The sequence below is a fragment of the Methanofastidiosum sp. genome (assembly GCA_020854815.1).
In the GTDB taxonomy this organism is placed as follows: Archaea; Methanobacteriota_B; Thermococci; order Methanofastidiosales; family Methanofastidiosaceae; genus Methanofastidiosum.
Window position 1 is genome coordinate 38062 of sequence record JAHKLW010000005.1, and the last position, 19257, is coordinate 57318.

A 19257-nucleotide genomic window follows, 5' to 3' on the forward strand; every position below is an offset into this window, starting at 1 on the left:
GGTGAGTAAATGACTAATAATCTCTTAGTATATGACACAAAATATGGATCAACTGAGGTAATAGCGAGATGGATATCTGAGGAAATAAAAAATATTGTCGTTAAAAAACCGTCAGAAGTAAGTTCTATTGACGAGTACCCATTGATAATTATAGGTTCGCCCGATTACGATGATAAGCCTCTGAAAAGTATAAGTGAATTTATAGAAAAATTCAATAAGGAACTAAAGCAAAAGAAGATAGCAATTTTTGTCGTGTGTAATGATATCGAGGAAAATGAATATCAAGGTAAACAAATAGGCGGCAAGTTCAATCTTGAGATACTGAAAAGGGAACTTCCAAAGGAAAATATCATCTTAGAGGAAGTATTGGGTGGAGTATTCAATCCTAAAATCCTTGACGAGCAAGATCAGGAAAGAATAGTGAACTTCTTTAAAGAAATTGGCAAGCCAATTAGGAAAGAAGATCTAGTTTTCATGCCAGTGTTGAATAAACTTGATAAAGACAAATGCAAACAGTTTATCAGTAAGCTTAAGGCAGTATAAAGGCGTTTTATGTACAGTTCAGAATGCTATGTTCCTTCACATATAACTGGCTTTTTTGTCCCCTTCTTTAGTGATGACTGTTTGAAAACAGGCTCAACTGGTACAGGGGTATCGCTTTCTTTGGGCGTCAATACTAAAATTAATGTGATGGAAGGTAGAGGCTCAGTTGACATCTATCTAAATGGCACTAAGAAGAATAGTGCACCGGTGTCATTGAACTGTATAAATTTAGTTAAAAAAAAATATCTCAAATATTTTACCAATAAAGATATATTGATACAGCATGAAAGTGATGTTCCGGTTGAATCTGGATTTGGGGCATCTGCCTCAGCTGCCCTTGGAATATGTTTTTCAATTAAAGATATGATAAAAATGTCTCCTGAAGAATGTATAAAAATTGCACATGAAACTGAAGTTAATACACTAGGTGGTCTTGGAGATGTAGTGGCCGAGGTAAAGGGGGGTATTGAGATAAGGAAATCCCCGGGTGTAGATGGAGAAATCGAAAATATACCTTCAAACGGTCTAAAAGTAATTGCAATAAGCCTTGGTATGAAAAAGACGGAAAGTGTCTTAAAAAATCCTGAAAAGGTCAAGATAATTGAAAAATGTGGAGCTAAATTATTAAAGAAACTTATCAGTGAGCCCACTGTTGAAAGGATGATGGAGTGCTCAAAGAAATTCACATATTCAACTGGGATTATGCCCAAAGAAATTCTGGATTTAATCGAAATAGTTAGTGAGATTAATAGTTTCAATGCTTCAGGCATTATGATCGGAGAAGGAGTATTCACATTTATTAATGAAGAAGATGAAAAAAAAGTATTGGAAAGTTTAATAGACATTAAAGGAGACTTTATTGTCTCCCCAATAGCATTAGGATTATTATAGGTGCTACAGATGGATATATCCGAAAATCATCCACGTTATGAGTCTCTTATATTGAGAGAGAAGGTAAAAGACTGCCTTAAGGATGGAGTTCTTTCAGAAGTTGGTATAGCGGCACATGGTAGAGGAGAGGCTTTTGACTACTTTTTAGGAGAAAAAACTACCTTGGCAGCTGAGAAGTCAATAAAAGCGGCCGCTATTATGTTGTGTAGAGCAAAAAAACCAGTTGTATCTGTCAATGGAAACATTGCATGCCTCGTTCCAAATGAAGTTGTAGAGCTATCAAAGATTTTACCTTTGAAGATAGAAATCAATCTGTTTTACAGGACACTTGAAAGAGAGATTAAGATTAAAGAAAGACTTGAAAAATACGGTGCTATAGATATTCTGGGTGTTGGGAATAACGCAACTGAGACTATACCAGGTCTTGATTCGCCAAGGGGTAAAGTTTCTAAAGAGGGCATCTTCACTTCTGACGTATTACTTGTACCTTTAGAAGACGGAGACCGGGCTTTGGCACTTAAAAAAATGGGGAAAAAGATTATAGCAATTGATCTAAATCCGCTATCAAGGACTTCCTTATGCTCCGATATAACAATAGTTGATAATGTTGTTAGGGCAATGCCCAGACTTATTCAAGAGATAAAGAAATTTAAAGATAAAGATATTAAAGAAGATCTGGTATTTGACAATAATGAGAATACTAAGAAATCAATTCAAATAATGAGAAATAATCTTCATAGTTGGGAAGAAAAAATTAATGAAAGGTGATTCTATTAGTAAAATAATCCTTCAACTTGCACTAGATATATTGAATCTTGATAGGGCTATTTCTATGACAAAAGAAGCCATTGGCGGAGGAGTTGACTGGATTGAAGCCGGGACGCCTCTGATAAAAAGTGAAGGGATGGAAGCCCTAAGAGAACTAAAGCATATTTTTCCAGATAAGAAGATAATTGCAGATATGAAGACTATGGACACAGGTGATTTTGAAACTGAGATGGCATCAAAAGCCGGCGCCGACATAGTCTCAATCTTGGGGGCTTCGGATGACAGCACAATAAAAGAAGCAATTAAAGCCGCTAAGAAGTATAATTCTGAAATTATGATTGACTTGATCAATGTCAAAAACAAAGTGGATAGGGCGGCTGAAGTTCAGAAAATGGGTGCAAAATATGTCTGTATTCACGTTGGAATTGACCAGCAGATGAAGGGAGAAAATCCATTGCAGGATATAAAAGATGTAAAAGAGGCGGTGAATATTACTATTGCAACTGCAGGTGGATTGAATTCTGAGAACATCCCTGATGTAGTTTCTGCAGGGGCCGATATAGTTATTGTTGGTGGCGCCATTACAAAAGCTTCTGACCTTCTCGAGGCTACAAAAAGAATCAGAAAGAGTATTGACCTTGCAAAACCTATTGAAAGTATAGAATTTAGAAAATACAAAAGAGAAGAGCTTATTGATGCCTTAAAAAAAGTCTCATCTTCAAACGTCTCAGACGCCATGCATAGGGGTGGCGCGATGAAAGGCATACATACAGTTGTGCCTGGACTTAAGATGGCAGGAAAAGCATTAACTGTTAAGACTATGAACGGAGACTGGGCAAAGGTCGTTGAAGCGATAGATTTGGCAGAGAAAGGAGACATTCTAGTGATAGATACAAATTGTGGTAATATAGCTGTTTGGGGAGAGCTTGCAACTTGGAGTTCTGTTACGAGAGGACTTGGAGGGATTGTTGTAGATGGTGCAGTTAGGGATATTGATGACCTAAAAGAAATTCGTTTTCCAGTGTTTGCAAGATATGAAGTTCCTGATGCAGGAGACCCAAAAGGATTTGGAGAGATAGGGTGTGAAGTTATATGTGGTGGCCTTAAAGTAAACAAAGGAGACTATATAATAGGAGATGACAGTGGAGTTGTTGTAATCCCTCAAGAAGATGCGCAAGAGATAATAAACAGAAGCCTTGATGTTAAAGAAAAGGAGAACAGAATAAGGGAAGAGATAAAGAGAGGGTCCACTCTATCAAAAGTTCTAAAACTTAAAAAATGGGAAAAAATTGTAGGATAATTTTTATCTGACGAAATATTTATAAATAATATATTTCTTTATGACATATCATTATATGATATATCGGTGCCTATATGACATTTAGACAAATTCACAATAGGTTTCATTATTTCCACATTTTGGATACATTCGGCCTTTGGTTATTCAGCAAGAAAGAGCTATGCGGTTACGACATAATAAAAGAGTTTGAAATTAGGTCGAAAGGTACTTGGAAACCTTCTCCGGCATTAATTTATCCTAAAATATTAATATGGATATCAGAAGGATTAATTGAAGAAACAAACAAAGGAACGAGGGGTAAAAAATATTATAAAATTACTCCAAAGGGTAATATAAAACTAAATGAGAATATGGGCAATCTAAAAAGAGATCTCCTAGATTATGAGGATTTTCTGGGGGAAGTTTTTGAGGTGGATAAATGAAAGAGCTAAGAGACACTCTATTTGGAAAACTTGGACTTATTGAATACAAGTACAGTAAGATTATAGTGGCCTCAATGTTACTGATAACTATTTTTTTATCATTTGGTGTATTAAACTTAAAGTTTGAATCGGATTTCATGAAAGAACTTCCCCAAAACTTTGACGTTGTAAAGACTCAAAATCTCATTAACAGTGAATTTGGCGAAGAAGAAGGTATTATAATTCTATTGGAAACTGATTTTGATGTTGTAGATGACATAAGGAATAAACAAAGCCTTGAAAGTATATATCAACTTGAGAAAAGATTAAAATCCAGACCCGAGATAATTGATGTAATTGGTCCTGGGACGGTCTATTATTCAATCTTTAGGGGAATTCCTTCAGATGACGTGGCATTGAGGGATGTGGCAAAGACTATACCAGGATTAATATCAAAAGATTATACGTCAGCCATAGTCATGGTCAGGATGAGTGGAGTAAGGAGCGAAGAGGAAATTCAAGCTGCAATTGACATAGTAGAAGAAGAAACTGAAAAAGTACAGTTGTATGGATTGAATTATACCATAACTGGATCCCCTGTGTTAAGTAAAACTATTCTTAAAGTTCTGAGAGAAGATTCAATGAAAACTATGGCCATATCTGCAATAATTGTATTTATATTACTGAGTTTAATATTAAGATTCAAATCATTCTTTGTTATAATTCCACTTATTTGCGGAGTAGTCTGGACAGGAGGAATTCTATCTTATATTGGTATCCCAATAAGTCTCGTGACAACTAGCATTGGAGCCATTGTCATAGGTCTCGGTGCTGAATACGGGATATTTATGGTATTACGTTACAACGAGGAGGCAAAAAAAGATAAGCCAAATGAAGAAAGAGTTGTGGCTATGGTTGCAGGTGTTGGCCGTGGTACAATAGGATCAAGTGTAACAACAGTTGCTGGCTTTATGGCTCTAGCGCTTTCTTCAATGCCTATGATGGTCCATCTTGGAACTGCTTTATCTTTGGGAATAATAAGTTGTCTTATAGGAGCTTTAGTTTTTTTACCTTCAATTATGGCTTTGAGGGAGTGGTAATATGTCCCGTTACGATAAACTAATAAGAGATTTTTCAGATATTCATGGAAAAAATTCCAAGAGGCTTCTAATACTGTCATTTATTATAACAATAATTTTAGGATCTGGGATCTCCCTCATCAAGATAGAACAAGGAGATGATATGAGCCAGTTGCCCAATAATATTGAGGAGATTCAGGTGTTCATGAAGATGGAGGACAAGTTTGAAAGATATAACTCCATTATTGTTGTAATCAACTCAGAAAATATAGGCTCCCCAGACATCTTGAAGGAAGCTTATTTATTGAATCAAGAACTTATGAATGTCTATGGGATAGAAAGCTCTTCTTTTACTCTTAAACTAGATGAGATATATCTGCCAAAAGAAGAGCTAAAGAACAGGGTTGAAGTTTCAGATAATCTTGGATACATGCTGATAAGACTTAATGTCATTAAGGGCGTCGATAATATGAAGGTATATGACGACGTGAAAGAAATAATCTCAAAAACTACATTGAATGTTCAGCCGGGAGGCGGCATAGCAATGGTTAAAGAACTTACAGACATAATCTTACCTGAGATGTCAAAGATATCTACATTTGGGATTATAGGAGTCTTACTTTGTGTTATACTGACATTCAGATCAATAAGATTTGGCATAATGCCTTTGATATGTGTTGGTGTGGGAATAGTATGGATGATGGGAATATCGGGATTTGCAGGAATTTCTTTAAGTTCTGAGTTAGTAGGAGTTATTTCAATGATGACCGGAATTGGAATTGATTTCGCAATACAGACTATAAATAGATATAATCAAGAGCGTACTCCTATAATTTTAGAGAAAATAGTCAGGACTTTAGAAGGTGTTGTTGAGCCTATAGTTGTTTCGTCTATTGTTGCAGGATTTGGATTCATTGCAATGCTTGCGGGGTCTTTATCCATACTTGATACGATGGGAAAGATGCTTTTCATAGGTGTATTTAGCTGCATGGGGGTAACGCTTATATTTCTCCCATCGTTTTTAGTAGTTCAAGAAAAAATATTTGAAGATACAAAAAAATTAATTAAGAAGAAAATGGAGGCGTATAATGAAGAAAATTAGTATGTTTTTAATAGGAGTTTTTTTAATGAGTGTTTTAGCGCCAAGCGCTTATGGAAGCACAGATACGGTGATTTATTCAGGGTACCTTTATGATAGCGAATTTGTCTTTGTTGGACCATATGCTTTAGCACTTACTGACTATAAAAACACGATGGCGTCGTTTATGGTTTTGGAAGGTACTGCACCTGTTGGGCCTTTGGGGGCCTATATCTCAGAAGGTGAGACACTCAAAGTAAATGATATCACGATTACTCTAATCGATGTTTCAAACGTGGGCGTAAATGTAATAATCAAAGGGCCTGTCGGATACAAAATTGGAAGAAGTCAATATGAGTTTGTCATTAAGGAAGTAAAAACGAATCCTTTGAATGTAGAGCCTGGAGAAGCCTTTGATCTTGAAATCTTGCTTTCAAATGAGGGATCAATGAAAGCATACACTGTAAAAGCAAGTTTGAATGTCCCTCCTAGTGGCACTGTAATTCCTTTCATGCCAGAGAATACTTCAGATTCTATTTATATTGGGGACCTTGAAGCAAAAAAAGATAAATTACTTTCATTTAATTTGAGAGCAAATGAAAAAATAACAGCAGGAAATTATCCGATGACACTTGTGCTAAACTTTTATGATGGCTCAATGCCATACCCAAGACCTTATACAATTCAATTTGGGCTTCGAGTCTCGGGGAGAACAGAGATAATGGTAGTTAATTTTTCATCTACCCCAGAAAATGTAAGGGCAGGAAACGAAAATATTAAGATAAAAGTAAATCTTGCAAATCAAGGTACTGAAAGTGCAAAGTATGTGAAGGCTTATCTTGATCTAAATGAGCCTTTTTCATTATCAAAATCTTATGAGAGCTCTTTCAATCTTGGAACACTTTCTGGCGGGCAGTCGAAGGATGCGGAATTTCTCATTAACGTTGGTAAGGATGCAAAAAAAATGACATATGCGGTGCCAATGTTTGTTGAATACAGGGACTCTTCAAACAATCTAATTAAGGAAGAGTTTCAATTGAATTTGGATATAAAAGGAAAACCTGACCTAGAAATCATTGAATACCGTCTTTCTCCTGAAACAGTGAGGGCTGGAGGAAGCGCAAAGATTAATCTGACCATACAAAACAAAGGAGAAGAGAAAGCCGAATCAATAATAGTTGAGGCGATTGAAAGGTCAGAACAGCCTTTTGACTTCACATCAAAAAATGATTACATTGGAGTCCTTGAACCAGGACAGAAAGCAGAAGTAGTGTTAGCCACAAATGTCAAATCAACTGCAGAAGAGAAAACCTATCAACTAAATCTAAGGATTAGAGCAATTGGCGACAAGGAAAAGCAGGATTTAAACGTCTACTTATTCCAAAAGAACATTGAAATACCGGTAACGAAATCAGTAAGTAATATAAGAATCTTTGCAATTATCGGGCTTGTAGTTGTATTGTTAATAGGAGGATACTACGCATACAACAATTATATAAAGAAAAAATAATGAATCGATATCGGTGGAAATATGAGAAGAGGCCTAATACTACTTTCAATTATTTTAATCTCTATACTTTTTCCATTTGATGTGGCCTCTTCTTCAGTCCCAGAAGATGCTTTCTTTTTTGATGAAGATGCTGTGAAGTCTATGATAGTTGTTGGAGAAACAGCAACATCATCAGATGTCATCTCTGCTTCAAAGCTTGCATTTCTCATTGCCAATCACCACACTGAAAGAATTGAGAATACTATATATGAAGAGTACAAAGTTTCTTTAAAGAATGTGAATGCTAGCGATATAATAAGAATCGATCCTGGTAACACCACAATAAATTCAATTAAGGTGGCCGATGGATTAAAATCGCTATGGTGGGATGACGGATATAAATATTCATCATTTCTCTATCCCTATGGTGACGGAGATAAAGTATTCGATTATGATGAAACGCATGAAGAGATATTCATAAAGTTATCGGATATTGAGTCCCCTGATGATTATTGTCTTGATTTTAATATATCTGACATAATATATAGGGTATCATTTATCCGTACACCCCTCCAAAGACAGGTATTTGCCGGTTGCAGCGGCCCTCTTTATGATGTACCATATAATTCATATAAAATAAGATTATTTGAGAAAGAGTATCCAATAATAAATAATGGCGTATATCGCTCTAAAGATCAAAATATAAGTTATTTTATTTATGGGATTCCTATTTATTCTCCAGATACCATATTCAAAGTAGGGGACACGAGAGTCTTTGGCTGGTACACTGTAACACTTCTAGACATACACAGCCCAACAACAGAAGAGACTTCTAAAGATGACAAGTTTAAGGTTAAAAGTGGTGGAAGCTTTTCGGGCGAGTACAAAGTTTACCTTAGAGTATCTGACTTCACAGGGAAAAGTGATGATTTCTTAATGGTGATGGATGCTAATAGTTCAAGGTGTTGCACCTGCGTTTCTCTATGCGATCCAAAAGGAGGATACGGCTCCTTTACAACTGTTCCAACAAGGCAATATGAGAATGACCCATATTTCATCTTTGATAGAGGTACACGAGTTATTGATGGGATTGAGGAAACTATATGGTCTATCCCTGTTTTTTATATAGATGGAATAAAAGTCTTTGAAGGTGCCGACAATAGCTTGCTTGCAGCGTTTGATATTTTTTCTTTGAAGGACTATGGGGCTATTGAAGAAACTTCTTGTTGTATGCCATTTGTTACATATCCAAACGACTATAATCTTAGCATCTCCAATCTTTTGGAGGATATTATTGCATTTGGAGTTGATATTAATCTTGATGGAAATCTATCTCCTGAAGAACAACAGATACCTGTATTTGAAACTCCTGGAGAAGAATGTAACGCTTCTATCAAATTACCCTTTCCTTCGCCAGTTTATATAAATCCTGGAAAAGATGGTATATTTGGAACATGCGATGATTATCTAGATATTAATCCCGCTAATCCAAGATTTAAGAAGTGTAATTACGATACAATTGATGTAATTTTGTGTGATAAAATAGATCTCACATGCTGTGACCCGCAGATTGTATATGGCCCAAAGAACTATTTCAAGATAGATATACTTGATTCAAACTACAAGCAGAAGGACGGCGATGGTATAGAACTTGAGGTCAGCCAGAAAAAATCAAAATTATATTTATTCTACGACTCTACAGTTAAAATTGAGCCTGCTTCGCTTATAAAAAGAGACATAGATGTTACTGGCTCCGATAAGGCTATGAAGAATCTCATTTTAATTGGAAATGAAAACAGCAATCTCTTAATAAAAGATTTGTATGACGCAGGTATTTCTAAAGTCGTATGGTCAAGGTCTTTTGGCCAGTGGGAATATCTAAGAAATGTCTTCTATGAAAACAGCGTTTTAATCGTGGGCGGTAGAAACGGTGAGGCCACTAACAACGCTTTGGAAGACCTTATGAAATTATTGTTTGTTTGATTGCCAGAACATCTTTGTCCTAGCATATACTCTTTCAGCGGCAAGAATATCTTTTAAGAGATCTTCCTCATTTTTTCTATCCTTTGTTAGAATTCTTTTAGCTGTTCTTGGACCTATTCCAATCCCTGCTAGAACGATAATCGCCTTTTTCCCATAGGGGAGAATTAAATCTGCAGAATCTTTAATCTCCTTCAAGCTCTTCTTTTCTTCATCATCTATTTTTCCTTTGGCGCCTTTTCGGACTATTTCGAGGTCCTCCCTTCTCCTCAAAATTCCAATATACCGTGCACCGCATTTGGGGCATTTTGGATTATCCTCAAAGTTATTTACAGAAAGGGTCGTCTTCCAGTTTCTGCAGTGAAGGCAAGCAAGTGTAACCCTTTTTTCAAGTAGTCTCTTCTTCAAATATTTTATAATCTCTTTATCAGGCCTTTTTGGATACAAAAGTTCAAATGATGAGCCTTCAAGAAGATATCTTGAAAAGGTTGATGGTTCTTCGTTTTTGCTTATAATAATATTTAGTTTCCCATCTTTCAGATCTCGTATTAATTGCTTTACAGGTTCAATCTCGAGTTTATCGTGGTATAGCTCATTTAATGTTTCTTCATAAAGCGGGGTATTCTTATAGAGTTTTAGTATGTTCTTCATTAAATATTTCTCAGAGTTTGCTCTTATAACTCCAAATCTCTTTGCTATCTGGATCATCTTCCATTCAAATAAAGGAGTATTTTTTAAGACAATGTCAAGGATAGGTATCACGTGGTCCTCATTTAGTTCAAGAAGTGTATTTCTCACTACGCCACCACCATCTTTGATCCCGGGAGGGAATTTTATCATTATGTGATACGGGTCTGTCCTCATCCCTATTGACTCCCCAAATCTCTGTGCAAGAAGGGAGGTAATGACCCTACCCAGTGTATCGTTTGCTTTAGAGCCGTTAAAGATATGCAGGATGACAAACTCACCTATATCTTCGATGACTATTGAATTCTTAGAATAAGGGAAATATTTTGACTGCTCATCAAGCAAATCATTTAGAATTTCTTTTGTATCTGGATTTAATGGCAACTCATCTATTTTTGTTTTATTATCAAAAATTTCAAAAACATCTCTGGAAACAAACAATGGGACTGGTATGAGTTCACCTTCCCAAGAAGGAATTGCGCCAACAGATCTAGTCTCAGTGACTTCAATTTTTTCCTCTTCAATATTTAATACCTTCCAGGTTCTTCCCCGAACTATAAAATTACCGCCAACTTCAATATTCGAAACAATAAAGTTCTCATCGAGTACACCAAGAGATGAACCAGTTCCTACTTCAACAACCCTATACTGTTTCGTATCTGGTATCATTGATAGGTTTTCAAAATAATAAAACATTCCTTGCTTGGACCTTTTGTAAGTTATTCCGTTATTGATCCAAATCAGCCTTATGCTTTCTAAAAAGTAGAGAACTCTCCAAAATTCATCATAACTCAAATTTCTGTAAGGATAGGATTTTTTAAAGATAGAGTAAGCTTCTTCAATTGATACTTCGTTACTTTCCATGGAAAGGCCTATTATTTGGTGAGATAGAACATCAAGTGATTTTTCCGGTATTTGTGAGCTTTCAATCTTATAGTTCAATGCATTTTTTGCTATTACTGCAGATTCGCATATCTCTTCGTCACTTGTAAGTATTACTCCTTTAGAAACAAGATAAGTTTTGTGACCTGCCCTGCCAACTCTCTGCAAAAGCTTTGATACTTGTCTTGGGCTACCATACTGGATAACTAGATCAACGGCGCCGACATCTATCCCAAGTTCCATGCTTGAAGTACAGACTATTCCTTTTATTTGCCCATTCTTGAATCTACTTTCAACATCAATTCTAGTTTCTTTGGAGAGAGATGAATGGTGCACATCAATAAAATTCATTTCCATAAGGTTAAATCTTGAAGAAAGAGTCTCAGCCATTTGACGAGTATTAACAAAAAGAAGAATGCTTTTGTGAGCATCAATTAACTCCTTAATCCTTCGTATTGATGATGCGACATAAGGCGATATTTTTAGATTTTCTGCAGTCATTATATCTTCTTCAAAGATTTCTGGGGTTTCAACTTCAATGTCAAACTCTTTTTTTATTTGAGATTGAATTATTTGAACTTCTCTTTCTTGGCCCACTAAAAATCTTGCAACTTCCTCCTTTGAGCCAACAGTTGCAGAAAGTCCAATCCTCTGGATTCTGCCGCTCTTTAGCCTTTCTAGCCTCTCAAGCGCCAGACTTAATTGAACCCCCCTTTTATCTTCTGCAATTTCATGGATTTCATCAACGACGACAGCCAAAACAGATTTGAGATGTTCTCTCAACTTCTTACCAGTGAAGAGTGCTTGAAGTGTTTCTGGGGTAGTAATCAATATATCTGGAGGCTTCAGACTTTGCCTTCTCCTCTCACTTTGGACTGTGTCACCATGTCTTGCTTTGATTGTAATCCCCATCGCTTCGCCTATTTTTTCAAGCCTCAGAAGAAGATCTCTATTGAGGGCCCTTAGTGGAGCTATATAGATAATCTTTATTCCTTGGGCATTACTATCCTTGACAAGTCTTAGAAGAGGAAGAATGGCAGCTTCAGTTTTTCCTGAACCTGTTGGAGCCATCAATAATACATTTTTTCTTTTTAATATTTCTGGAATTGAGCTTTTCTGGATATCGGTAGGTGAAGTAAAATTAAACTCTTTCAAAACATTGAAAATGTCATCTCCTAAAAGCTCAAAACTCATTTCTGCACCTACTTAGAACTCACCAAAGCATTTTTATATTTAATTTATTGGGTTTAAATTATGGACCTATATCCAGTGATTAATAAACCTGCAATAATCATTGAATCTGATAAAAGATATCTTGTTGTAGCTGACTTACATCTCGGTAAAGAGTACGAATATTACAAAAAGGGGATTAAGGTCCCAGATGTCGGACAAAAAATGAAGGCAGATCTATTAAAAATCATAAAAAGAAAAAATATAGATGAACTTATACTTTTAGGAGATATAAAGCATAATCTTCCATTTACTTCCTATTTTGAAAAAATGAATCTACCTAAGTTCTTACATTTTGATATACCTGTCAAACTGATCAAGGGGAATCATGATGGAAATATAGAAGAAATAGTCCAAAATGAAGTCATGAAATCTTTCAAAATAGAAGATCACATCTTAACTCATGGCCACATACTTATTGGGGGCAACAATTTGATTATGGGCCATGTCCATCCTGTAGTTGAATTTGTTGACTCAAACGGTAAGATAACTCGTTTGAAATGCTTTCTTAAAATAGAAGGAGGCCAAAATGTTATTGTTTTGCCTTCTTTTAATCCAGTTATCGAAGGTGTTTCTATAAACAAGAATGAAGAGATCCCGGGCCCTTATTTTGAAAGTGGTAGATTAGAAATAAAAAATTTTGAGTGTTATCTCTTAGACGGAACTTATATGGGAAAAGTGAAGGATATTTACTTTTGAATTTTACCACAATCTTCATCTATGGCATTTATCGCGTCTTCAATTAACATTCCCTCGTTATGGTCTATGTATTCTTCAATTCTCTTTAACAGGTGCCCCTCTTCAATTTTCTCAGACATGTCGATGAATAAGTCTTTTTTGATTGCATTTATCACTTTATCAGCAGTTTCCCCAAGCTCTTTTGAAACTTCGTAACATTCATTGATGATGTTTGAACAGAGCACTTCACATGTTTTTTCAACATACAGCTTGCTATGGTAAATATTGTTTATTATATCGATTAATTTAGCGTATTTATCAAGCCTATTTATATAGTACTTCTTTGTTTTTATAACAATATTTTTTATCATCGCACCCGATATAGTTTCCTTTATTGGAACATTGATAAGCCCGAGTTTTTCAATGTTACAAATTCTGTTCTTCTCATAAAGCTCGTCCAATATTGTTTCTTTCATGACTTCAGTGAATTTCTTGAGGGATCCATATTTTTCAATTTCAGATGGATGAGGGATTAATTGGTCTGGCTTTAGGTATATTTCCAGGATTTTTTCTCCAGAATCTCTTGTGTCCGGCCTTCCAATTCTGATGTGCTTATCGATTCTTCCGGGCCTTAGAATTGCAGAGTCAATTATATCCGGTCTGTTTGTGGCTATTATAATAATAACGTCTCCCATTTCCTCAAGGCCGTCAAGAAGTTGTAAAAATTTATTTACTATTGGGTTCTCAAGTCTTGCTGCCTCTGACCCACTTTCTCTTTCTGGCACTAGACTGTCAAATTCATCAAAGAATAAAACGGATGGTGCCTTTTCCTCTGCATACTTGAATAATTCCTCAATGTTTTGCTGAGTCTCTCCAAACCATTTGCTTCTAAGCTCTTTGTCAACATTGATGAAATTTCTCGAAGAAATAGAGGCTGCATAACGTGCAATTAATGTTTTACCGCATCCAGGTGGCCCATAAAGCATGATTCCTTTAGTCCTCTCGATTTTTAATTTTTGTACTTTTTCTCTGATAAAATCATAACTCAGAGCAGACCCAACGGCCTGATCAATTTCTAAAATTGCCTCGTCAAGACCACCTACTTCTTCTCGTTTTACCTTAGGTTTCTTCTCAAGAAGAAGATCATCACCATATTTCACATTAATCTTTATATCAAGTATTTCCCAGTCTTTTGAATTTCCAAATAAGGTTACTGTGGCCCCGGCTTTAAGGTAAGGATTTTTAGAATCCACAAAATCCCCAATATCCAACATCATCTCATGATAAGTATCAAATCTTATTGTTGCATATCTACCTTCAATCTTTAGTATCTCACCAAGTGTTGTATCGACTTTGCCAGGGTGTCTTTCGAGAATTACAAATCTTCCGCCATCTTTTGCCTCAATGAACTTGTATCTTATCTTATCTCCTTTGTTCACCTCTAGGTCATCAATCATGTAGGCTATTATTCTATAGTTTACATAATCGAAAATCTCGTGCATCCCTTCTCGGTCAAGAGGTCTTACATAAATACCAATCAGAAACGGAGGCTCGTTTAATTCTCTAATTCTCTGCTCAAGTCTGTTAATGCGGCCTTCAAGGAAAGTCTTGATTTCATTTTTTAGCATTCCTCGCTCATGCTGTATCTGGTTTATTACTTCTTGAGAAGAAGCTATGAGTTCTTTAATTTCTTCCTTTTCAAGCACTTTTTGAGAAAATCCTTTTTCCTTTAACACTTGGACAAGGTCAAAATACTCATATTCTTCTTTTAGATATGCCCTAACCTTTTCTGTCTTTTTTAAATCAGAAGATTCCACAAACAAAATAGGAACTAATCTTTTAAAAGTGTTTGCAAAATTCTTGGTGTGACTATATCAGACAAATGTCATGCTGCCATATCCCAAAACTCGGATATATGTTCCAAGCCCCAGGATGAGAATAGAAAAGGCCATAGTTATGTAATCCCTTTTCTTAAGAGAGATCTCATTTAAAAATGTCCTTTCTCCGTATCCAAATCCTCTAGACTCTATAGCTATTGCAAGCTCTTCGGCCATTCTTATTGAACCTATTATTAATGGAGTAATTATTGGGATGTAGTTTCTTATTCTTTTGAATATTGGGCCTTTATCTAGCTCAAGTCCTCTTGACCTCTGTGCATCCATTATTGTATATGTGATTCCAGCCAGTGTAGGGACATATCTTAAGGATATAGCCAAAGTCAAACAGTATTCGTAAGGTACCTTAAATTTCATTAAACCGAGGACAAGGTCACGCTGAAGTGTTGTCATTAAAAGGAGAAATGTGCCAGTGATTATTGCAAAGATCCTAAAAGTCATTGCAAGCCCCATTCTTATGCCGTCTTCACTCACGCTTATCCTCCAATATTCAAAGATTATCTTGCCTGTTGGTTGGAAAAATGGCCATAAAATTAATGACATTAAAATGAGTGGGAGTATTGGTTTTATGTATGCTGCAAGTCTTCTTATTTTGATTTTGCAGAGAAATTTTATCATCAATAAAACTGAAACAGCTATGGTGCCAAGATAAAGTGGATCTTTGTATAGAAGGGCAAGACCAAATATAGATGAAAGAATCACTATTTTTGTTCTTGGGTCAAGGCTATGAAAAAATGAAGATTCCTTGACATACATAGAATACTTTATCATAATAAAAGAAATAAAAGATTTAGATTTAAAAGTTTAGGGTTTATCTATGCCGACAATGACTGTTCCAAGGTTTTCTCCCATAGTATTATACTTTTCTTTGAAGAAAAGGTCTGTTGGAACGCAGAGACTTGCAGAAATCCCTTTTAAATCCTTAAGCTCTTCTACATTTTGAGCTGGGATCACAAAGTAAGGTTTACCCTGTGTCTTTACGTTGGTGAATATGACAAACTCCTCCCCCATAAAAACAACGTCGTCTCTTTTCTGGTACTCAGGTATTTCGTCTTTTCTTATCAGTTTTCCAAGAACATTGCCTGAAGGGTCCTTCATTAATGTAAGGCTTTGCCCATGTTTTCTATCTGAAAAAGTATCATCGATAAAAATAAGGAAAACTAATCCTTTCGATAAAACTTCCCAGACACCTTCATTGATAAAGTCCATCATGCCCCCGGCGGCCTTATTCTTTTCAGCCTGGATTTCAAATTCTCTGATTTTATCAATATCTTCTGAATTTAATATGAAGGCATCTATAATACCCTTTACGGACTTCAAACGTTTTAGTATGTCTTCTTCAATTCCCATGTTTATCCTCAAAGATATCCTTTTGCTTTTAGAAGTTCAGCGTTTAATATTCCCCCGCCTGCAGCCCCTCTAACTGTGTTGTGAGAAAGACAGACGAATCTGATATCGAATACCTTACATTCTCTGAGTCTTCCAACTGTGGCAGCCATCCCTTTGTCTGAGTCTCTATCTTTTCTTGGCTGGGGTCTGTTAGGTTCTTCTCTGTAAATAATCGGTTGTTTTGGGGCAAAAGGCAAGTTTAACTCCTGTGGTTCAGAGCGGAAATCTTTCCATATTTTTTTGATCTCTTCAAGAGAAGGTTTATTCGCGCCAAATTCTAGACTTACACATGCTGTGTGACCATCGATTACTGGAACTCTGTTGCAGTGAGCAGAAATTGCCATGCTTGTATCGTTTACAATCTTTCCATTTACAATCTTGCCCATAATTTTCTGTGGCTCTACTTCCGATTTTTCTTCTTCTCCAGATATAAGAGGAACTATATTGTCTATCATATCAAGAGAAGGTACGCCAGGGTACCCCGCTCCAGAAACAGCCTGCATTGTAGTAATTATCATTCTCTTAACTTCATATCCAGCTTTAACTAAAGCATAAACAGGTGTCATGTAACTTTGTAATGAGCAGTTTGGTTTTACAACTATGAATCCTTTGTCCCAACCGTTTACCCTCTTCTGTTCAGGGATTATTTCAATATGGTTACTGTTAATTTCAGGGATTAACATTGGTACATTGTCAACGTGTCTATTGGCAGAAGCGTTTGAAAAAACTGGTATTCCAGCTTTAGCATATGATGCTTCAAGATCTTTGATTTTTTCCTTTTCCATTTCAAGGGCAGAAAAAACTAAGGCACATTTTCCAACTGCTTGACTTACGTCATTTGCATCTCCAACTATAAGTTTTCTTACTTTTTCTGGAGGGTCTGTAACCATCTGCCATTTTCCCATTACCGCCTCTTCGTAGCTTTTGCCCGCACTTTTGGGTGACGCTGCGACATATGTCACATTAAACCAAGGATGATTATCCAATAATATTATGTAATTTTGGCCTACCATTCCAGTAGCTCCAATTACGCCTACGTTTATCTTTTCCATGATTATCATCTTATCATATTAAGTAATTTTTTAATACTCCTATTCCTTCTATTTTAGCTTCTACGGTATCCCCCCTATTCATTGGACCAACTCCAGGTGGTGTGCCAGTTGCAATGACATCTCCAGGTTCAAGGGGCATTATCTCAGATATAAATTCGAGTAATTCATAACAATTGAATATCATGTTCTTCGTGGAAGAATTTTGTTTTGTAGTTCCATTTAGTTTAAGTGATATTGGGAGGTCAAATGGATCTATGTTGGTCTCAATAAGAGGTCCTATTGGGGCAAATGTATCATATGATTTCGCTCGTGTCCATTGTATATCTTTCCTCTGTAAATCTCTTGCAGTGACATCGTTGAATACTGTGTATCCTAATATATAATCCCCAGCTTCATCTTTTTCAACATTCTTTGCTCTCCTGCCTATGACTATCCCGAGTTCAACTTCGTAATCGACTTGATTTGAAGTTTCAGGATATATTATCGGGTCTTCAGGTCCAACGACAGTGCTTGCGGGCTTAATGAATATTATTGGATTTTTGGGAATTTCCATTTTAAGCTCCTTTGCATGGTCAACATAATTTAGACCTACAGCCACAATCTTTGAAGGCATCGTTGGAGAGAGTAACTTGACAGAATTTGGATCAATTTCATTTTCAGTTATTTCAAATCCGGAAAAGAAATCCCCTTTTATTTTTTTTATTACATTGTCCTCAAGAATTCCTTGTTCTACCTTATCTTTGTAGCTGTATCTCAGAAGCTTCATTATTTCACCTTTTACTTAACAATAGCAAACACGTCACTCATTATTGCAGCGGCTGTTTCTATTTGTCCTGCGCCTCTCCCCATTACTGTTATATCTTGGGATAAATCTGTTTCAAAGACGGCAACGTTCAATGTCCCTGTTACAGCTAATGGCGAGTTTAGAGGAACAGGTGTCGGCTCAACTTTTGCACCTTTCTCTGTAACCTCTACCAGTAGTTTTATGATGTTCCCGCTCTTCTTTGCCTCTAAAACATCTTTCATCATTATGCCAGTGATTCCCTTGACTTTAACATCACTTAAAGTCATTGATTTCCCCATTAGAGCGTTTGAAAGTATTGTTGCTTTACATGCTGCGTCCCATCCTTCAATGTCCTGGCCAGGATTTGCTTCGGCATAACCCTTTTCTTGTGCTTCCTTTAATGCATCACCAAACTTTTTCCCTTCAAATGCCATATTGGAAAGAATGTAATTTGTAGTACCGTTTAGTATACCTTTTACAGAGATAATTTCATTTCCTTTGAGTGCTTCTTGGGCAAGGTTTAAAACGGGCATTGTGCCTCCAACAGTTGCCTCGAATCTTAATTCCTTTCCACTTTTCTCTTTAGCCTTGATTACTTTATCATAGTGAAGTGCTAGAGGTCCCTTGTTTGAAGTGACTACATGCATTCCTCTATCAAAGGCTTTAAGGAGATGATTTAATCCCGGTTGGGCATCTTTGATATTTGTTGGAGTAACTTCAACGACAATATCTGCTTCCATATTTTCTACAGCAGCTTCCCCGTTCCATTTTTTATCTTTTGAAGAATCAGGGTAATTTATCATAAGTGATCTTTCTTGATTATGGTCCATTAGCTTGGCAAGATCAATTCCATTTTCATCGTAGATAGAATTCATCATATCAGCAACACAAACTATTCTGACGTCAACGCCGTATTTCTTTTTGTATTGCTCCGCTCTGTCTCTAATTACTTTGCAAACTCCTTTACCAACTATACCGAAACCAACGACTCCTAAACGTACTTTCTTCATAATGAATCATCCTCTTAAATATAGTGAATACTCTATTCTTATTCTTTATTTAAAAGTTTCGGGAAAGTTATTATTTTATTTTTTGAAATAAAAAAGAATACCGAAACCTTTTTAAAAAGGC

At 36.1% G+C, this 19257-nt stretch carries 17 protein-coding genes; 10 read left to right on the forward strand and 7 right to left on the reverse strand.

Annotated elements, in window-relative coordinates:
* Positions 1 to 9 precede the first annotated feature (9 nt).
* The 9 genes from KO464_00790 to KO464_00830 all read left to right on the forward strand — a co-directional run bounded on the left by KO464_00790 (position 10) and on the right by KO464_00830 (position 9532).
* Positions 10 to 543: a flavodoxin domain-containing protein gene (locus KO464_00790; protein ID MCC7571908.1), complete on the forward strand. Its 534-nt coding sequence runs from the start codon at positions 10 to 12 to the stop codon at positions 541 to 543.
* Positions 544 to 552: 9 nt separating this feature from the next.
* Complete coding sequence (locus tag KO464_00795) at positions 553 to 1434, forward strand: hypothetical protein (protein MCC7571909.1); 882 nt, start codon at positions 553 to 555, stop codon at positions 1432 to 1434.
* A gap of 9 nt (positions 1435 to 1443) precedes the next feature.
* A complete protein-coding gene (locus KO464_00800) occupies positions 1444 to 2202 on the forward strand; it encodes a phosphopantothenate/pantothenate synthetase (protein ID MCC7571910.1) in 759 nt (252 codons plus the stop codon).
* Complete coding sequence (gene hxlA, locus KO464_00805; protein ID MCC7571911.1) at positions 2192 to 3502, forward strand: 3-hexulose-6-phosphate synthase; 1311 nt, start codon at positions 2192 to 2194, stop codon at positions 3500 to 3502. Before KO464_00800 ends, hxlA begins: the two co-directional genes overlap by 11 nt.
* Positions 3503 to 3576: 74 nt before the next feature.
* Positions 3577 to 3924 (forward strand): PadR family transcriptional regulator, encoded by a 348-nt coding sequence (locus tag KO464_00810; protein MCC7571912.1) that lies wholly within the window; start codon positions 3577 to 3579, stop codon positions 3922 to 3924.
* On the forward strand, positions 3921 to 5003 hold the full coding sequence (locus tag KO464_00815) for an MMPL family transporter (protein ID MCC7571913.1): 1083 nt from the start codon (positions 3921 to 3923) through the stop codon (positions 5001 to 5003). Before KO464_00810 ends, KO464_00815 begins: the two co-directional genes overlap by 4 nt.
* Position 5004: 1 nt before the next feature.
* Positions 5005 to 6084 (forward strand): MMPL family transporter, encoded by a 1080-nt coding sequence (locus KO464_00820; protein ID MCC7571914.1) that lies wholly within the window; start codon positions 5005 to 5007, stop codon positions 6082 to 6084.
* 25 nt (positions 6085 to 6109) lie between these two features.
* Positions 6110 to 7570: a hypothetical protein gene (locus KO464_00825; GenBank protein MCC7571915.1), complete on the forward strand. Its 1461-nt coding sequence runs from the start codon at positions 6110 to 6112 to the stop codon at positions 7568 to 7570.
* Positions 7571 to 7591: 21 nt separating this feature from the next.
* The gene (locus KO464_00830; protein ID MCC7571916.1) at positions 7592 to 9532 is read left to right on the forward strand and encodes a hypothetical protein; all 1941 of its coding nucleotides are present in this window, start codon (positions 7592 to 7594) and stop codon (positions 9530 to 9532) included.
* Here the strand turns inward: KO464_00830 and KO464_00835 are convergent.
* The gene (locus tag KO464_00835) at positions 9518 to 12292 is read right to left on the reverse strand and encodes a DEAD/DEAH box helicase (GenBank protein MCC7571917.1); all 2775 of its coding nucleotides are present in this window, start codon (positions 12290 to 12292) and stop codon (positions 9518 to 9520) included. The two genes, KO464_00830 and KO464_00835, sit on opposite strands and share 15 nt — an antisense overlap.
* A 60-nt stretch (positions 12293 to 12352) precedes the next feature.
* Between KO464_00835 and KO464_00840 the strand changes: the two genes are divergently transcribed.
* The gene (locus tag KO464_00840) at positions 12353 to 13027 is read left to right on the forward strand and encodes a metallophosphoesterase (protein MCC7571918.1); all 675 of its coding nucleotides are present in this window, start codon (positions 12353 to 12355) and stop codon (positions 13025 to 13027) included.
* Here KO464_00840 and KO464_00845 read toward each other — a convergent pair.
* Genes KO464_00845 through KO464_00870 form a run of 6 tightly spaced genes read right to left on the reverse strand, consistent with a single transcriptional unit; the run spans position 13018 to position 19136 of the window.
* Positions 13018 to 14823 carry an AAA family ATPase gene (locus KO464_00845; protein MCC7571919.1) on the reverse strand — a complete coding sequence of 602 codons (1806 nt, stop codon included), beginning with the start codon at positions 14821 to 14823 and terminating at the stop codon, positions 13018 to 13020. The two genes, KO464_00840 and KO464_00845, sit on opposite strands and share 10 nt — an antisense overlap.
* A 57-nt stretch (positions 14824 to 14880) precedes the next feature.
* Positions 14881 to 15672 (reverse strand): energy-coupling factor transporter transmembrane protein EcfT, encoded by a 792-nt coding sequence (locus tag KO464_00850; protein ID MCC7571920.1) that lies wholly within the window; start codon positions 15670 to 15672, stop codon positions 14881 to 14883.
* Between the two features lie 33 nt (positions 15673 to 15705).
* The gene (locus tag KO464_00855; GenBank protein MCC7571921.1) at positions 15706 to 16251 is read right to left on the reverse strand and encodes a hypothetical protein; all 546 of its coding nucleotides are present in this window, start codon (positions 16249 to 16251) and stop codon (positions 15706 to 15708) included.
* An 8-nt stretch (positions 16252 to 16259) separates the two neighbouring features.
* Complete coding sequence (asd, locus tag KO464_00860) at positions 16260 to 17342, reverse strand: aspartate-semialdehyde dehydrogenase (GenBank protein MCC7571922.1); 1083 nt, start codon at positions 17340 to 17342, stop codon at positions 16260 to 16262.
* A 13-nt stretch (positions 17343 to 17355) separates the two neighbouring features.
* A complete protein-coding gene (locus tag KO464_00865; protein MCC7571923.1) occupies positions 17356 to 18108 on the reverse strand; it encodes a fumarylacetoacetate hydrolase family protein in 753 nt (250 codons plus the stop codon).
* A gap of 11 nt (positions 18109 to 18119) precedes the next feature.
* Complete coding sequence (locus tag KO464_00870; protein ID MCC7571924.1) at positions 18120 to 19136, reverse strand: homoserine dehydrogenase; 1017 nt, start codon at positions 19134 to 19136, stop codon at positions 18120 to 18122.
* Between the last annotated feature and the right edge of the window lie 121 nt (positions 19137 to 19257).

What these genes read in the sequence shown, in the direction of transcription:
- KO464_00790 (MCC7571908.1), top strand. Translation starts at nt 10, where the DNA reads ATGACTAATAATCTCTTAGTATATGACACAAAATATGGATCAACTGAG.
- KO464_00795 (MCC7571909.1), top strand. Translation starts at nt 553, where the DNA reads ATGTACAGTTCAGAATGCTATGTTCCTTCACATATAACTGGCTTTTTT.
- KO464_00800 (MCC7571910.1), top strand. Translation starts at nt 1,444, where the DNA reads ATGGATATATCCGAAAATCATCCACGTTATGAGTCTCTTATATTGAGA.
- hxlA (MCC7571911.1), top strand. Translation starts at nt 2,192, where the DNA reads ATGAAAGGTGATTCTATTAGTAAAATAATCCTTCAACTTGCACTAGAT.
- KO464_00810 (MCC7571912.1), top strand. Translation starts at nt 3,577, where the DNA reads ATGACATTTAGACAAATTCACAATAGGTTTCATTATTTCCACATTTTG.
- KO464_00815 (MCC7571913.1), top strand. Translation starts at nt 3,921, where the DNA reads ATGAAAGAGCTAAGAGACACTCTATTTGGAAAACTTGGACTTATTGAA.
- KO464_00820 (MCC7571914.1), top strand. Translation starts at nt 5,005, where the DNA reads ATGTCCCGTTACGATAAACTAATAAGAGATTTTTCAGATATTCATGGA.
- KO464_00825 (MCC7571915.1), top strand. Translation starts at nt 6,110, where the DNA reads ATGAGTGTTTTAGCGCCAAGCGCTTATGGAAGCACAGATACGGTGATT.
- KO464_00830 (MCC7571916.1), top strand. Translation starts at nt 7,592, where the DNA reads ATGAGAAGAGGCCTAATACTACTTTCAATTATTTTAATCTCTATACTT.
- KO464_00835 (MCC7571917.1), bottom strand. Translation starts at nt 12,292, where the DNA reads ATGAGTTTTGAGCTTTTAGGAGATGACATTTTCAATGTTTTGAAAGAG.
- KO464_00840 (MCC7571918.1), top strand. Translation starts at nt 12,353, where the DNA reads ATGGACCTATATCCAGTGATTAATAAACCTGCAATAATCATTGAATCT.
- KO464_00850 (MCC7571920.1), bottom strand. Translation starts at nt 15,672, where the DNA reads ATGATAAAGTATTCTATGTATGTCAAGGAATCTTCATTTTTTCATAGC.
- KO464_00855 (MCC7571921.1), bottom strand. Translation starts at nt 16,251, where the DNA reads ATGGGAATTGAAGAAGACATACTAAAACGTTTGAAGTCCGTAAAGGGT.
- asd (MCC7571922.1), bottom strand. Translation starts at nt 17,342, where the DNA reads ATGGAAAAGATAAACGTAGGCGTAATTGGAGCTACTGGAATGGTAGGC.
- KO464_00865 (MCC7571923.1), bottom strand. Translation starts at nt 18,108, where the DNA reads ATGAAGCTTCTGAGATACAGCTACAAAGATAAGGTAGAACAAGGAATT.
- KO464_00870 (MCC7571924.1), bottom strand. Translation starts at nt 19,136, where the DNA reads ATGAAGAAAGTACGTTTAGGAGTCGTTGGTTTCGGTATAGTTGGTAAA.